This window comes from Oceanobacillus profundus, assembly GCF_003515705.1.
GTDB classification, from domain to species: domain Bacteria; phylum Bacillota; class Bacilli; order Bacillales; family Amphibacillaceae; genus Oceanobacillus; species Oceanobacillus profundus.
Genome location: NZ_QWEH01000013.1, coordinates 99,029 through 114,075 on the forward strand (window position 1 = coordinate 99,029; position 15,047 = coordinate 114,075).

Annotated in this window: 13 protein-coding genes; 7 read left to right on the forward strand and 6 right to left on the reverse strand. The window is 35.6% G+C overall.

Features of this window, described 5'->3' with window-relative positions:
* Nucleotides 1-267: 267 nt before the first annotated feature.
* The gene (locus D1B32_RS16880; protein WP_240033819.1) at nucleotides 268-1,095 is read right to left on the reverse strand and encodes an alpha/beta fold hydrolase; all 828 of its coding nucleotides are present in this window, start codon (nucleotides 1,093-1,095) and stop codon (nucleotides 268-270) included.
* 107 nt (nucleotides 1,096-1,202) lie between these two features.
* A complete protein-coding gene (locus D1B32_RS16885; protein ID WP_095314342.1) occupies nucleotides 1,203-1,739 on the reverse strand; it encodes a ribonuclease H-like YkuK family protein in 537 nt (178 codons plus the stop codon).
* 367 nt (nucleotides 1,740-2,106) lie between these two features.
* Between D1B32_RS16885 and uvsE the strand changes: the two genes are divergently transcribed.
* The 7 genes from uvsE (at nucleotide 2,107) to D1B32_RS16920 (ending at nucleotide 10,052) form a co-directional block, all read left to right on the forward strand.
* On the forward strand, nucleotides 2,107-3,060 hold the full coding sequence (uvsE, locus tag D1B32_RS16890; RefSeq protein WP_118889959.1) for a UV DNA damage repair endonuclease UvsE: 954 nt from the start codon (nucleotides 2,107-2,109) through the stop codon (nucleotides 3,058-3,060).
* A gap of 342 nt (nucleotides 3,061-3,402) precedes the next feature.
* Nucleotides 3,403-4,632, forward strand: coding sequence for a hypothetical protein (locus D1B32_RS16895; RefSeq protein ID WP_118889960.1), 1,230 nt, complete (start codon nucleotides 3,403-3,405; stop codon nucleotides 4,630-4,632).
* A gap of 48 nt (nucleotides 4,633-4,680) precedes the next feature.
* Nucleotides 4,681-5,841 carry a hypothetical protein gene (locus D1B32_RS16900; RefSeq protein WP_118889961.1) on the forward strand — a complete coding sequence of 387 codons (1,161 nt, stop codon included), beginning with the start codon at nucleotides 4,681-4,683 and terminating at the stop codon, nucleotides 5,839-5,841.
* A 44-nt stretch (nucleotides 5,842-5,885) separates the two neighbouring features.
* A complete protein-coding gene (locus D1B32_RS16905; protein ID WP_095314350.1) occupies nucleotides 5,886-6,791 on the forward strand; it encodes an ATP-binding cassette domain-containing protein in 906 nt (301 codons plus the stop codon).
* 21 nt (nucleotides 6,792-6,812) lie between these two features.
* Nucleotides 6,813-7,514, forward strand: coding sequence for a hypothetical protein (locus tag D1B32_RS16910; RefSeq protein ID WP_095314352.1), 702 nt, complete (start codon nucleotides 6,813-6,815; stop codon nucleotides 7,512-7,514).
* A gap of 134 nt (nucleotides 7,515-7,648) precedes the next feature.
* Nucleotides 7,649-8,431 carry an ABC transporter ATP-binding protein gene (locus tag D1B32_RS16915; RefSeq protein ID WP_095314354.1) on the forward strand — a complete coding sequence of 261 codons (783 nt, stop codon included), beginning with the start codon at nucleotides 7,649-7,651 and terminating at the stop codon, nucleotides 8,429-8,431.
* Between the two features lies 1 nt (nucleotide 8,432).
* A complete protein-coding gene (locus tag D1B32_RS16920; protein WP_095314356.1) occupies nucleotides 8,433-10,052 on the forward strand; it encodes a hypothetical protein in 1,620 nt (539 codons plus the stop codon).
* 135 nt (nucleotides 10,053-10,187) lie between these two features.
* Here D1B32_RS16920 and ggt read toward each other — a convergent pair whose 3' ends face one another.
* From ggt to pgsB, 4 genes are read right to left on the reverse strand one after another with little or no spacing between them, the layout of a single operon-like run.
* Nucleotides 10,188-11,834, reverse strand: coding sequence for a gamma-glutamyltransferase (gene ggt, locus D1B32_RS16925; protein ID WP_118889962.1), 1,647 nt, complete (start codon nucleotides 11,832-11,834; stop codon nucleotides 10,188-10,190).
* Nucleotides 11,835-11,842: 8 nt separating this feature from the next.
* Nucleotides 11,843-12,016, reverse strand: a complete 174-nt coding sequence (locus D1B32_RS23845) for a hypothetical protein (protein ID WP_158586282.1) — start codon at nucleotides 12,014-12,016, stop codon at nucleotides 11,843-11,845.
* Nucleotides 12,017-12,028: 12 nt separating this feature from the next.
* Nucleotides 12,029-12,493, reverse strand: coding sequence for a poly-gamma-glutamate biosynthesis protein PgsC (gene pgsC, locus D1B32_RS16930; protein ID WP_095314358.1), 465 nt, complete (start codon nucleotides 12,491-12,493; stop codon nucleotides 12,029-12,031).
* Between the two features lie 18 nt (nucleotides 12,494-12,511).
* On the reverse strand, nucleotides 12,512-13,705 hold the full coding sequence (pgsB, locus tag D1B32_RS16935) for a poly-gamma-glutamate synthase PgsB (RefSeq protein ID WP_095314360.1): 1,194 nt from the start codon (nucleotides 13,703-13,705) through the stop codon (nucleotides 12,512-12,514).
* Between the last annotated feature and the right edge of the window lie 1,342 nt (nucleotides 13,706-15,047).

The window sequence follows — 15,047 nt, forward strand, 5'->3', positions numbered from 1 at the left end:
TTAGCTGCACTTATACAGGCTTAAGAAAGTTTATACCTTCTTATCGGCGAAAAACAAGCATTAATTGAAGAAAAAAGACTTGTCTTTATTTATGCTACTTTTATTCCAATGTGTACAACATCTTACTTTAACCAAATTATATGGGTTATCACATTGTATAAGACTAGCAATAGATGCTTCTTCCCCTTGTCAATTATCAAAGTATTGATTTTAGCATTGAATTTATTCTTATGGTATATGTTTCAGAGAGTAATCAATATAACGATATTATGAGTCTCTAAAAAATGTAAATATCTGTTCAGAAACAGCTTCGGCCCTTTCTTCTGTAATTAAATGGCCAGTCTTATCATAAGCAATTAATTCGGAGTTTGGTAGGTCCTCCTTTAATTTCATCCCAATATGAAACGGTACTACATTATCTTCCCTTCCCCATATTAATAAGATTGACTTATCTATACTTTTAAGCTGTTCACTCGTTAAGTCGCCTTCTCGGTAACGCAGTAAACGCATCATGGATTTATTGAAATTCTTTTCTTTTAATGGGCGGCCAAATTCTTCAATGAGATCCTCAGAAATCAATGAATGATCATAAAATACATTTTTCAAATTATCTGGAACAGATTTTTTGTTCAGCACATAGTTGACTGCTATCTCACAAAAAGGCAGATAAGAACAATAGCGCTGCCATCTTTTTGCTTTATCTAGATAGCCTGAACTTGATAATAGCACAAGTTTATCTATCCTTTCTGGTACTATCTTGGTTGTATTTAATGCAATTTGGCCCCCCATGGAATGACCGACCAAAAAGGCCTTTTCCAACTGAAAATGTTCAATGCAAGCAGCAATCAATTTCCCGTAATTTTCATAGGTATAAATAAATGAAATGGACTTAACACTCCTGCCGAATCCTGGTAGATCAATTGCTATAATTGAAAAATGTTTAGAAAGAAGTGGAATGATTCTGCGAAATGTATAAACCGACGATACAAACCCGTGAATAAAAATAATTGGCGGCTTATTATGGAGTATGTATTCACAATAAATATCCATATTTAATAAGCGAATCATTTCTTTAGTGTACGTAGAAGTTTTCAAATTTTCCTCACCAACTGTATATAGTCTCTACGTTAGTATTTGAAAAATGTAACAGAAACATGTATTGGAGGTGAGGAGTTATCCTAATTTAAACGTATGTATACATTCTATTTTGTATAACGATTCGCATAGGAGCTTGCAACAAAGGATTCCGGCTTAATTTTCGGCTCAATTCCTAATGATTCCATTCTTGAAACCATTTCATTAACAAATATTTTTGTTTTATTTTTCCGCTCAGAACCGATATCAATATGTCCTTCAATAGAAAAAGAAGCACCCTTATAAATGTTTGGCAAAATGATATTAATTAACTCCTCTTTCTTTTCTTCACTGAACATCGATACGACTTCTTCTGTTAAGGTTGTTTCATAGGATATTCGCTCATGCAAATTCATCATTTTCCTTGGAATAATGACCTTGCGGATACACGCCCAAGCACCTTTTGTTTCACAGTGAATCACAATTCCAGTAATAAATCGTGTATAGCTGGAATGCACTTGCGAATCCGTTCCGAACATTAATTTATAGCTTCCATTCCGATCCTTTTCCATAAATCGCTTAATATGCTGAAACACTTGAGTGAAAGACATATTTTTCTGGCTTAAATTTTGAAATGAAAAATTATATACATGTAATTCTGCCATTAGATGAACGATTCCTCCTTTAGGATTGAAGCGTTTCCTTTGCAAGACAAGTCATAATTTTACGATCTCCATTACTAAATAAATGCATTTATCTCCTCTTATATTCTAATTATAACCAACAGGTTTTATAAAAACTTTAAAGAAAATGTAAAGATTTGTGTTGCGTTAAATTATCAGAAGACACTTATGGCTAATGTGCCAGTTAACGTAATATAGTTCAACGATCAACTTGCAGCCTTTAAGGTAATTTTACCCGCCGACACTTTTCTGTATACATTAATGGAATGCTGCAAAAAATAATTTAAGTTTTAAATAAACCTACTAGAATAAGTTACATTCCAGTATTAACAAGAGGTGGAGAAAGTAAATGAAGATTCGATTCGGCTATGTAGCAAATGCACTAGGTTTATGGGATGCAAGTCCATCAAAAACATTGACGTTTGCACGGTATTCGAAGCTTTCTAAAAACGAGAGAATGGAAAAGCTGAAATCTATTACAGCACAAAATCTACATCACACCAAAAGAATTTTGTATTACAATATTGCGCACGAAATAGAATTATATCGGCTTTCGAGCTCGCTTGTTCCTCTAGCTACCCACCCAGAAGTGATGTGGGATTTCTTAACTCCATTTAAAAACGACTGGGCGGAAATTGGAAACCTGATTAAACAGTTTAAGCTTCGTATAAGCTTTCATCCTAACCAATTTACCCTTTTCACAAGCAAACGAGAAGAAGTAACCATGAATGCTGTAAAGAATATGGAATATCATTTTAAGATGCTCCAAGCAATGGATGCACTTGATAGCGCATTAATTAATATTCATATTGGTGGAGCCTATGGCGATAAAAATGAGTCATTGAATCGTTTTCATAAAAACCTAAAACAATTACCAAACGAAATTAAAAAACTTATGACACTAGAAAATGATGATAAAACATATGATGTTCGAGAAACGCTAATTACGTGTGAAAAGGAAAATATACCAATGGTACTCGATTACCACCATTATATGGCGAATAAAGAAGAGAACGACCTCGCACTTTATTTACCCCATATTTTCGCGACTTGGAATAACTTTCATTTAATACCGAAAGTCCACATCTCTTCACCAAAATCTGATCAGGCCTATCGTTCCCACGCAGATTTTGTATCTTTAGACTTTATTCTCCCCTTCTTAAAGATGGCAAAAGAGCTTAATCAGGACGTTGACATTATGATAGAAGCAAAGCAAAAGAACCTGGCTATGCATAGACTTATTGAAGAAATAGCTGCAATTCGGGGAGTCAAACGTATTTCGGGTGCCTCTGTGGAATGGTAATCGGCGAATAACAGAGATCATTGCTGTGAAGTAGATGACATTTGTGATTATATAACCTAAGTTATAGTCAGCTTTGATCTTAAGATGTCTGTAAATAATAGAGTTAGTATTTTAAATTACTACACGACCAAGTGATAAGTTCTTTATCTCCACAAAAATTTAAATAACTATCCTCTCTTTATTCGGAGACCTAATTTTTACACAACACAAAATATTTAAATTTTATTTACAATTTATTTCCATTCCATTACAATGTAAATACAAGCGGGAATTTTCTATAAATTCAAATCCAGTTTTAATAGAGAATGAATTAAAATAAAGTGATATTAGAGAGGTATGGAGATGAATCGTTCACTCATAATACATGAGTTCAAAATGATAATGAGAAGCAAAAAGAATTACTTATTTATTATTGCTCTTGTTAGTTTACTGTTAACTTATTGCTTTCTAGTTCTTCCAGCAACAGAAACAGCTGATTCGTTTAATCCGGAAAAAATCCAAGCAGACATCAAAAACCTTAAAGCTGTACAAGAGGGAATGATTGCTAGAGGTGGCACAGGATATGGTGAAATGACTGGTTCCCCTTATGCCAATAGTGTCCATGATTCCAGAGTAAAAAGTAGAATGCTGTACGCCTTTGAAGATAAAAATTTCAATCGCTTTGTTCAATTACGAATGAAAAACTTCGATTTTGGTGCAGTAAATGCAAGCCGCGATTGGATGTTAATTGCTGATGCTCGTTTTCCTGCTTATGATCAGGAACGCAACGTTAGTTTAAGAAATCTCCGTTATCAAGGTTATTTAGATGCAAATATCCCCATTACATATAACATGATTGAGCAAAAAACAGCTTTACAGAGCCTTGTTAATTTCCTTCTGGGCACAACTGCTGCCAGCGTGATATTTTGTGCAATTTATTTTAGTAGTGACATCTTTTCCAAGGACAGACAACATCGAACAGTCTTACAAGGCATGCCGATTGGCTGGTATCGCTTAATCAACGTCAAATCTATGGTTGCATTTTTCTACATGCTCATGATACTTATTGGATTATTGCTATTGGGAGTTATTATCTTGTCCATTCAAAATGGGTTCGGCTCGTTTAAGCTTTCTGTGCCGATTACGGTGCCAAGTACACAGCCAGATGATTATTTCGGCTACAGATTTAGTGAATATGACAGCATCACCATCGCTAGGTTTTTACTTTTAGCACTTGGGATCATACCGATTCTTGTTTACCTGTTCATTCGCATAAATGCTATCTTAAGCTTATTATTTAAAAATTCCTGGCTTGTTCTAATGATCAGTACAGTTCTATTGTTTTCTGAGAGAATCTATTATTCTAGAACATTAAACGAGCTATTTGGGGTAGATATAAGTTATTTTCCACAGACTTATTTTGATTTTGGCCGAATTATTTCAGGGGAAAAATATTATTTAGTCCACCTAGAATCTATTACGTATGAAAAAGGAATTATCGTATTACTCTGTACCCTTTTTGCAGTTGAAATTATCCTCTTTATCGTTTCTCGAATCATTAGTAAGCGCCGTTTCTATCGTAAAGCAGCTTAACTTATTCACTGGGCTGAAAGTATGCATTAGCCAGAAAGGATAATCGATATGTTTTGGAAGTTTACGCTTTTTGAACTGAAACTCTTATTAAAAAACCGTAAAAGTTGGTTTATTGCTGTATTTCTTCTGCTCTTTTTTATTTTATTTTTCTTATATTATAGTCAGGATACTCCTCAATCCTTAGCAGACAGAAAAAAAATGGAAACAGGAATATCTTACGCGGTTTTTGATTACTTAGATCAGCAGCGCCATGATCTGCCTGAAGTTGCGGAAGTTTATGATTATCATACACAAATCCAATCCCTATTAGGGATGCAAGTTTGGCATATTAGCGGTGGAAATGATAGTGAACAGTATGTTGAAGATGGGCTGAAACTCAATCAACTGCGACTGAAAGTGCATGAATTAGGCAATGAAGGAATACCTGATCATTTAATCGTTCCTACAGAAGAGATATTGAAAGAGAATGCGTTGTTGCATTTTATTAAAGATAACAATTTACCGATTGAGTCAGACTCTTTTGCAACAAATCACTATTTTACGAATGCACTCGCGATGATGTCGGGTCTGTTATTCCTTGTAATTGTCTTAATTAACGGCAACGAAATGCTAATCTATGAGCAAAGACACCAATCCGTTATGCGCGGATTCCCTTTAGCTTTCATACAAAAAATAGTGAGCAAAATAATGATTCATAGTATCCATATTTTCATTTTCCTTCTCCTCGGATTTTTTATTGGGAGTATCTATTTAGCAAGTACAATGGAAGCAGGTGAATTTTCTTTTCCGATACTTATTTATAAGAATGAAAGCTATGTTGCTATATCTGCTAGTCAGTATCTCCTGTATATGTTTTTAGGACTCGCGCTCGTTACAATTTTATTGCTATTATTATCAATTTTACTAAATATGTTATTTAAAAATGCGTTCGCCAATATTCTGATTGGTCTAGGTATTTTCCTGCTACCTGATATAGCCTTGGCTGCAGGGTTTAAAGCGACCTTCATACACCCTATCAAATTTATTGATATACATAAAGTTCTTTCCGGAGAGCTTGCAATAGAATTGAGTAATAGCTCCATTGATTATTGGAATGCGATGGCGATCTTAGGCATAAGCACGATTCTCTTAATCGCTATTATTTATGTTTTAAACAAATACGCTTATCAAAGGGTTCCTAAAAATTCCCCATTAGAAAAAGCATTCTGAATCATCCCTTATTAGCCTTAAAAATAATAGAAATGAGGTCTTTCATGCTTAAGCTGGAAAATATCTCCGTGAAATATAAAGAAAGAATCGTCCTGGATAATCTTTCCTTAATTGCAGATAGTGGCGAAATTATCGGTTTAGTTGCACCGAACGGAACTGGTAAAACAACATTGTTTAACGTTATTTCAAATTTCCTAAAACCAAATCAAGGTACCGTCACCTTTAATGGTAAGCTCCAGTACAAAACGGAAAGGAAAGAAATATCTATCCATCAACAACTTGCAACTTTCCCAGATCAGGCTGATTTATTTGAAGAATTGACTGGCGTTGATCATATGAAGCTATACGCTAATATGTGGAAAGGTACAGCCAAGGATGTGAAGAAAATTTATACCCAACTACAGATGGAAAGCTATGTAAAAAAGAAAGTAAAAACGTATTCCCTTGGTATGCGACAAAGGTTATGCTTTGCAATGATTGCTGCAGCTGATACACCTATCATGCTAATGGATGAAGTAATGAACGGACTTGATGTAGCAAATGTGTCCCTCATTTCCAGGCGTTTAATGCAAATGAAACAAGAAGGAAAACTGATATTCGTAGCATCCCATTTACTTTCAAATCTCGATTTATATGCTGACCGTGTGCTGTATCTAAAAGATGGCGACATTATCCATCAACAAGATACAAATAATAGTGCAGATAAATATTTGAAAATAGATTTACTACCTGAAGAATACGAAAAATTCAATTCAACTTTTCCATTGCCTGAAAGTCATCTCTATATCGCAGGTCATCTATGCTGCATTCCACTCACAAATATGGATCAGTATGAACAGAACGAATGGATCCAACGATTGACTGCTTATGAGGAAAGAGAACTAACAATTGGGCCACTTGGAACAGCTGAATACTATGAAAGATTCTATCATGACGATTCAGAGATTTAGGCTATTAGGAGTGTGGATTAAATGAAACGAATGTTTCTCTTCCTTTTCATTTCTTATTTATTCGTTTTAATTGGTTGTAGCCCAGAACCTTCTGAAAAGGTGTCACGTTACCAAGAAAATAATGAAATCATCGGAGAAGAAAGAGAGGATCTTATTGGGGAAATTAGTGACACTATTTACCATTCGGTTGACCGTAGTAATTCTGACGTAGAAGAACTTATGATTAGTCCTCCCGATAGAAAAGGAGAGTCTATTATTCCATCAGAAGGTAGATACACAATTAGCGCTGGTGTTTTTGAAGATCCTCCACAATCAGGCAGACTTCTTGTATATGATGAAAATGAAGTACTTTTAATTGATGAATTATTAGATTTTTCTTACGGAGTTAGTAGTGTTACGGTTGATCTGAATGGTTCCCATACGGTTCATGTGGATGGGCTGGACCAAGCCTTTTTAACTCCAGCAGCTACAGAGATTTCGAATGAATTAACTGCGGGGATTTGGGAGGTTGGAAAAGATATTGAAGCTGGTAGTTACGCTGTTATTCCTGCTGATTTTTCATTTGGATATTTACAAATTTTTGAGGAAGGAGAACTTCCAAGGGTCTTTGAATTTTTGAATAGTTCACCTGAATCGGCAATTAACGTTCAGCTTCAACTGAAGGATGGACAAAAATTAAAGATTTCAAGGCTGGAGATGCTCCAATTTGAGGAACAATCTTGATTAACAAGTTAGAATTTCCCTATTCATTATGAGTGGGGAAAATTTTTATACTCTCCAATTTCCATTGCATTCCAAATTGCACATTGTTATGTTAAAAGAAGAAAAACAGATTAATAAAAAGGGAGGCACAAGGGATGGAAGAGAAAGTATTATCACTTCAAAATCTGTATATGAGTTATCCTGGGAAGGACGTTTTAAATGGGATTAATCTAGATGTCTACCGGGGACAAATCATAGGATATATTGGACCAAATGGTGCGGGGAAAAGTACGACATTAAAAATCATGCTCGGATTAGTGGATGGTTATGGCGGGGTTGTAGAAATTTTCGGCCAAAATATTTCATCCAACGATTATACATATAAACAAAAAATCGGTTATGTTCCGGAAAATGCAGAGATTTATGATAACCTGACAGCAGCTGAATATCTCACATTTATTGGTGAATTATATGGTTTGGAACGCGGCGCCGCCGAGACGAAGGCATTAAGTCTTTTAGAAGAGTTTGATATGGGGGACGTTTTCCATTCAAGAATCTCTTCGTTTTCTAAAGGAATGAGACAAAAAGTTCTAATCACATCCAGCCTTCTTCATAATCCAGATTTGATTTTTCTTGATGAGCCATTAAGTGGACTTGATGCGAATAGTGTTATGGTTATTAAAGATATGCTAGAGGCTTTAGCTAATCAGGGAAAGACTATCTTTTATTCGTCTCACATTATGGATGTTGTTGAAAGGATAAGTAATCGAATTGTACTATTAGTGAATGGGGAAATTGCGGCGGATGGTTCCTTTGAAGAGCTAAAAGAAAAAGGTAAGGCAGGTTCACTTGAAGCTATTTTTAATCAATTAACTGGATTTGATGAGCATCAAGAAACAGCGAAAAAGATTGTCTCCATTGTAACGGGGGAGACATGAGATGCGTGACATCCGTATTTTAAAAGTGCTTGATACCTTTCAATCGGTTTTCCGCAAATTAAATATTGATTATACTGTGATGCGGAAAATTCTTGAATTAAAACTTACGATGGACCAGCGTCGTGTTCCAACCATTCTTAGTCAAAATACGAAGAAAAAGGAAGGGAATCAATTTCTTAAATCATTATGGATTTATGTTTTATACGGTCTTACGCTCGTCCCATTTGTATTTCTTGGGGATAATTATTTATTCCAGATCAGTATTATAACTGGGATTTCCATGTTCATCCTTAGCACGTCGATGATTTCAGATTTTTCTTCGGTACTTCTAGATGTTCGAGACAAAGTTATTTTGAATACAAAACCAGTAAACAATCGAACCATTAATGCTGCCAAATTTCTCCATATCGCGATTTACTTAACTCTGCTTACTGGTGCGTTTATTGCCATACCAGCAATTGTATTTCTATTTACTAAAGGATTTATCTACTTTCTCTTATTCCTTATTGAAATAATTTTAATAGACCTATTAATACTAGCCTTTACTGCACTAATCTATATGGTTGTATTACGATTTTTCGACGGGGAAAAGCTGAAGGATATTATTAATTATGCGCAGATATTACTAGCTGTAGCAGTTGTAATCGGCTATCAAATCATTATACGATTATTTGATTTTGTAGATTTCGAATATGTTTATGACTTTAGCTGGTGGCATGTATTGCTTCCACCAGTATGGTTTGGTGCACCATTTGAAATGGTGTTAAACCAAAATTATTCCAGTGAGATTATTCTCCTTTCCCTATTCGCATTGTTAGGACCAATCGTCTCGATTTTCCTATATTACGTATTAATGCCTTCGTTCGAACGGAATTTACAAAAGCTAATGGAAGAATCGAGCACAAAAAGCAAAAAAAAATGGACCCTAAATGATCTGATAGAAAAATTTATTTGCTTCAGCAGAGAGGAAAGGATATTTTACCGCTTTTCTTCTATTATGATTAGTCGGGAGAGAGATTTTAAATTAAAAGTATATCCTTCAGTCGGAATGTCACTCGTTTTTCCGATAATCTTCCTTTTTAACAATTTGAGCTCTCAGACACTAGAAGAATTGGGGCAAGGCAGATCATTTTTAACAATCTATTTTTCTAACATTATTGTTGGTACGGTTGTTTACATGCTGCAGTTTTCTGCGAAATATAAAGGAGCATGGATCTTTCAAACAACACCAATTCAAAAACATGCCATCGTGTATAGTGCAACGTTAAAGGCAGTCTTTGTAAAACTATACTTACCGATTGTTTTAGTACTGGCCGTATTATACATCTGGGTATTTTCCTTCCGTATCTTACCCGATTTAGCGGTTGTTGTAGTTTCGGCCCTATTACAGTTGCTTATATCTTATAAGATGTTTAATAACGGAAAATATCCGTTTACCGAGCCAATTGAAACCGCACAACAAGGCGGAGGACCTGCCGGGAAAATTTTTGTATTAATGCTTATTGTTGGGGTATTTACGATTTTACATTTAATCGTTACCTTTTTACCTTTCGCAATTTATGGTTATTTGGTAGTTCTTATCGTACTTACGGCAATATTTTGGAAGATGATTTTCAAGTAATGTAGAAAATCAACAAATCATGACAGACAAGGTTATTACGTTAAAGAAAGTCTCTCCTCATTCAGAACGAATGAGGAGAGACTTTCTTTTTACTTTAGTTTTATTTTTCCGGCTTGAAGACTTTAGATAAATGAATTATTTTGCCATCCAAGAACCATCTCTATTCGGATCACTGAACCCATGAATTTTATTGTTTTCATCAATGACTAACCCTTGGATGCTCCCGAAATAGGAAGTATCATCCGTATATTGAACATCAATACCAAGCTCTTCAGGGTCCTTTAGAAATAGATAATCTTGCTCTGCCTGTAAAACATCCTCATTAAATTCCAGAAAGGTTCTAGGATCGCTTACAGATTCCTGAATTGGTTCATTAAACTTAATCGTTTTTACTAATTGTTGCGCAACCATTGACGTAATTCTTCTTCCTCCTGAACTTCCAATACCTATGACAGGAGATCCGTTCTTCGTTAATATTGTCGGTGTTGTATAACTAAATGGACGTTTGCCAGCCTCAGGACTATTTGGTGAATCTTCACGAGTACTAAAGTTTTTTAATTGATCATTTAAGAAAAAGCCATTCACATATTCTCCTGATCCAAAAAAATTGCTTAGCGTATTCGTTACGGAAACCATCATACCATTCTTGTCCACCACCACAAAGTGTGTCGTGTTTCCATGATCTTCTTTATCAGCATCTGATTCCAAGTTCCTGCGATATTCTTCAGACAATTCAAGTCCATCGACTTCGGATACGAGATCATTAATATGATCTTGAGAAATCATTTCATTTATTGGAACATCTGAATAGTTAGGATCCCCCACATTTTCTAAACGATCACTATAACTTATTCTATTGATGATCCCCATTAATAACGAAAAAGCTAACGGCTTATCTTTGGTATCTTCAATTTGCAGTGACTCGGCCATTTCTAAAGCTTGAATTAACATAATTCCCCCTGAAGGCGGTGGTGGAGCTAAGACATCATAGTCACCGAATTCACCTTGTATGGGTTCCTTGGTTTCAACCTCATAGGATTCCAAATCTTTCTCATCTATTTTCTCTTCCTCATCGCTAATGTCATTTGCAATGTTTCCTTTATAGAAAGCATCTGGTCCTTCAGCCTGGATATCTTCTAAGGTTTCTGCCAGTTGGGCTTGTACCAATAATTCCCCTACTTCTATAGGCTCACCTTCTGGAAAGAAATGATCTAATTCAGGCAGGTGATCAGCCTCGTTTTCCAATGCATCGTGCATGGTTTCAGAAACCGTCACACCATTTGCAGCAAAATTGATCGAAGGGTCAATTAAGTCATCCATATTCATTGTGCCAAAATCTTCATGGACCTTGTACATCCCTTTAATAAAACCTGGCACACCTATGTCACTTGAAGGTAATGTATCATCCGGTGCAGTTTCACGATAATCATAGACGACTGGTGTTTCGCCTTTACCGGGATGAATCAGCATGGTTCCTCCTCCGCCAATTCCCGATCCATGCGGCTCCGCAACCCCTAATACAAAACTTACTGCTATGGCAGCATCGACAGCATTTCCGCCTTGTTCTAATATTTTCATACCTACTTCAGTGGCAATTGAACTATCCGTTGACACACCATACGAACCCTCATCCTCGCTTATTGTATCATTCAGGGTGAAGTCAGCATTCTGATCTGTTGATTGGGGTTCATCAAAAATTCCACTATCTCTAACAAGTATTATTACGAATAATACTACAATCAAACCTATAATAATGTAAAAACGATTATTGTTGTTAAGCATGTTTTAGGTTACACCAAAGTTATCAAAAAGACGATAGCGGTAATGATTAGCCCCATCATAGAATCCATACTTGTCCGTTTCTTTTGTGTTTTGACTGATTTTAAAACCCATTGCTTAAAAGTCAGTTTTGATTGTGCTTTTTTTACCTTTTGCTTTTTTTGATAGTCTAATATAGCTTCCATTTAAATTCCTCCTCAAATATAGTTAGATACAAAAACTGTGCCAAAAGTTAATCCACTAAGTAATAATGTACTAGCAACTGTAGGTAAAACACCTTGCTTTTGAATGGTATTTGCAATCAATCCAGGAACGATAATTCCGATAGCCACTAATCCACCAACGGCTTCAGGAATGGAATATTCAGCAAATGCAAAGTCAAAAATTGCTTTCATAATGATTCCGGTCGTTATCATCGCTGTAAACTTTCTTCTTCCGTATAGGATCGTAAATTTTGAAATGACCTTCATGACAATTAGATATGTCAAAAAACTAACCAAAAACGTAACAACAATACTTGCTGGCGTGGTAAACATCATAGCAATATATCCCGGTACAACTAATCCAGCTGGAATAACTCCTGTAAATTCTGTATAAAATAAGCTGAGAATAACTCCCGCAGTTATTGCCAAATAAATATCTCCTGTGTCAAATACAAACATTTTTCAATTCCCTTCTCTCTAAGCAGTTTCTTTTGTTATTTTCATTTGTTCAAGTCGAGTTACCAGTTCATCCGCGCCTCCATGAATATTTCCAACTCCGTAAATGGTTTTACCGGATAAGAATGGCTGAAGGACACGCACAATTTCATCAGTGCTGGCACTTTCCAGGTCTAAAAGGTTTCGGACCGGGAATTCTCCTCTTTTATATGCCTTTACGATGAGGCTTGTATTATCCCCCATCACCACTAGTGTTTCTGCTTGTATTTTTGGCAGAACCTGCTGGATAAATTGTTCCGTACGATCCACTCGATCCGAACGAGTATTCATAATAACAACTGGCTGCTCTGTAGGATAACTCAGTTGCTTCACGCGTTCCCAAATATTGATTGTTGACATAGGGTCATTAGCAGCAAATCCATTAACTAAAAAGCTAGGATTATTCGCATCACCAATTGGAAGGATCTGCATGGCACCTGGATCCGGCCAAGCCTTTAACATCCCTCGCTTTGCCGTTTCATGATCAATACCTAGAACATCGGCAACAGAAAGAGCTAGTGCTGCATTTTCCGGGAATACCATGTACTCGAATTTTTTAAGAAATTCCTCGGAAATTGCGGATGTATCACATACGTGTACCTTCGTATTCCGCTGCTTAGCCATTTGCTTAAAGTAAGAAACATAGGGACTGTCGTTAATAATCAGATCACCGTTATAGGGAATTGCTTCTGAAAATGAGTCTGCCACCTCTTCTAATGTAGGTCCTAAAACATCCATATGATCCTCTAATACATTAACAATTAGACCAATATTTGCTTTTAATAGTTCTTCTTGGAAAACTACTTGATAATCTGGTTTAACTGCCATACACTCACTCACAAGAGCGTCAGCTTTTAACTCAGAAGCCTTCGTTAAGACCCTTCTTTGTTCCCCTATATTCGGACCTTCCATCCTTCTCTTAATCGGAGCTTCTTGGGAATCAAACCAGTAGAGCATTCTTGCATCGGTTCCAGTCGTTTTTCCAACTGTATGGTATCCCGCCTCTTGTAAAACACCTGTTATTAATCTAGTGACTGTTGATTTACCCCTAATTCCATTTACATTTACACGGACTGGGATACTTGTAATGTTTTTGTCATTAATCATTTTGTCCTTAACCCCGAAGAACAAAGCTAATGAAGCTAATAACAGAATGAGCAAAAATTCGTCTAACATTTTTTCACCTCGACATCACATGTTTTAAATTCAGTTATTTCGTGGCTATCCTCCTTTTTCAGTATTTTACATAACTACAAAAGAAACCCAACTAAATCATCAAGGCTTCAATCATCGGGCTGCCGATTCATGAATCGATATTTCCCATAATAACCCTCAATTGTAAATAATTGTATTATCTATCTCGTAACCTACTATACTAGAACTATATTAAGCTAATATAACAAGAGTATATCAATTCTGTTAATTTACGCTATTACATAATAGACCCAAAAAATAAGCCCGTATCGATGTAAAAGAAAGACGGACTTACTTATATAATTCAATCTGGATAAAAATAAGCGGGAATTAGAATTTGTAAAAGCATCTTTTATTTCAGCCCCTTTCTTGTTTCCGTTAGTGTTTCATATTCTATTCTTTTAAATAGAACCTTTTCATATAAAAGTCGCTAAAAGCGTTCTATCATCCAATTGAATTGTAACGAATATACGTAATGTCAATACTTCAAACACGATTTAACGTCAAATCATCAGCCCTTCCATCTGGTTTGGATATATAGATTGTGTTTACTTAAATTAGGACCTAGATAAACATCTTGTATGTCTATTTTCCGCCTGAAACAATGGGTCCGTTAAACTTAAATAAACAGACGATTTAACTTTACAGCTTCACTATAACCGACATTTTCCGATAGTAAAATAGTATTTGCGACGCATTTTTTCTGCTGTTCAAAATAGTATTTTCTATTTATTCCTCCCATATAAACATGGTCATTAAGTGACATTAAATAAACAATTTGTAACTATTTGACTCCTTTGTATTCAGCCTATTTAATTAGATTTATTTGTAATTCAACGTCAAGAAATGCTCCTACAATCTTTATTCATCACTGTCATGCTCAATTTTGACATGTTGCCCTTACTGCTATACAGTGAATTAAACCAATTCTGGCCAGCTAGAGTAAGAAGTGGTTCCATTGGATCTGGAGAAGGGAGAACTCATTTTTTAAAAATATTGCGACATAACCAGAACTAGTCTACTTGATGTTGCGCATTCTGTCCTACACAGGAATCAGGGTTGAATAATTAGTAGCCCTCAAATGGAAATATGTAGATATTATTAACCACGCGGATCAGCATTCCAGCCCAAGTAATAATCTGCTGTAATATACGCTAGTCACACGGCGCATCGGTTTCCATGTCCGACAGTGCAAAGGTTCGTTTACTATTTGATAACCAATGGGTGTTTCTGAACAAATCTCTATTTATTAACAATCATAATTTTTTGTAAACTAGGTACCACGTACAAAATGATAATGAAAAAGTTGAAACAAGTATTATGG

Bases quoted from the DNA above. Each gene is read 5' to 3' on its own strand.
- D1B32_RS16885 (WP_095314342.1), bottom strand. From the start codon at position 1,739: ATGGCAGAATTACATGTATATAATTTTTCATTTCAAAATTTAAGCCAG.
- uvsE (WP_118889959.1), top strand. From the start codon at position 2,107: ATGAAGATTCGATTCGGCTATGTAGCAAATGCACTAGGTTTATGGGAT.
- D1B32_RS16895 (WP_118889960.1), top strand. From the start codon at position 3,403: ATGAATCGTTCACTCATAATACATGAGTTCAAAATGATAATGAGAAGC.
- D1B32_RS16900 (WP_118889961.1), top strand. From the start codon at position 4,681: ATGTTTTGGAAGTTTACGCTTTTTGAACTGAAACTCTTATTAAAAAAC.
- D1B32_RS16905 (WP_095314350.1), top strand. From the start codon at position 5,886: ATGCTTAAGCTGGAAAATATCTCCGTGAAATATAAAGAAAGAATCGTC.
- D1B32_RS16910 (WP_095314352.1), top strand. From the start codon at position 6,813: ATGAAACGAATGTTTCTCTTCCTTTTCATTTCTTATTTATTCGTTTTA.
- D1B32_RS16915 (WP_095314354.1), top strand. From the start codon at position 7,649: ATGGAAGAGAAAGTATTATCACTTCAAAATCTGTATATGAGTTATCCT.
- D1B32_RS16920 (WP_095314356.1), top strand. From the start codon at position 8,433: ATGCGTGACATCCGTATTTTAAAAGTGCTTGATACCTTTCAATCGGTT.
- ggt (WP_118889962.1), bottom strand. From the start codon at position 11,834: ATGCTTAACAACAATAATCGTTTTTACATTATTATAGGTTTGATTGTA.
- D1B32_RS23845 (WP_158586282.1), bottom strand. From the start codon at position 12,016: ATGGAAGCTATATTAGACTATCAAAAAAAGCAAAAGGTAAAAAAAGCA.
- pgsC (WP_095314358.1), bottom strand. From the start codon at position 12,493: ATGTTTGTATTTGACACAGGAGATATTTATTTGGCAATAACTGCGGGA.
- pgsB (WP_095314360.1), bottom strand. From the start codon at position 13,705: ATGTTAGACGAATTTTTGCTCATTCTGTTATTAGCTTCATTAGCTTTG.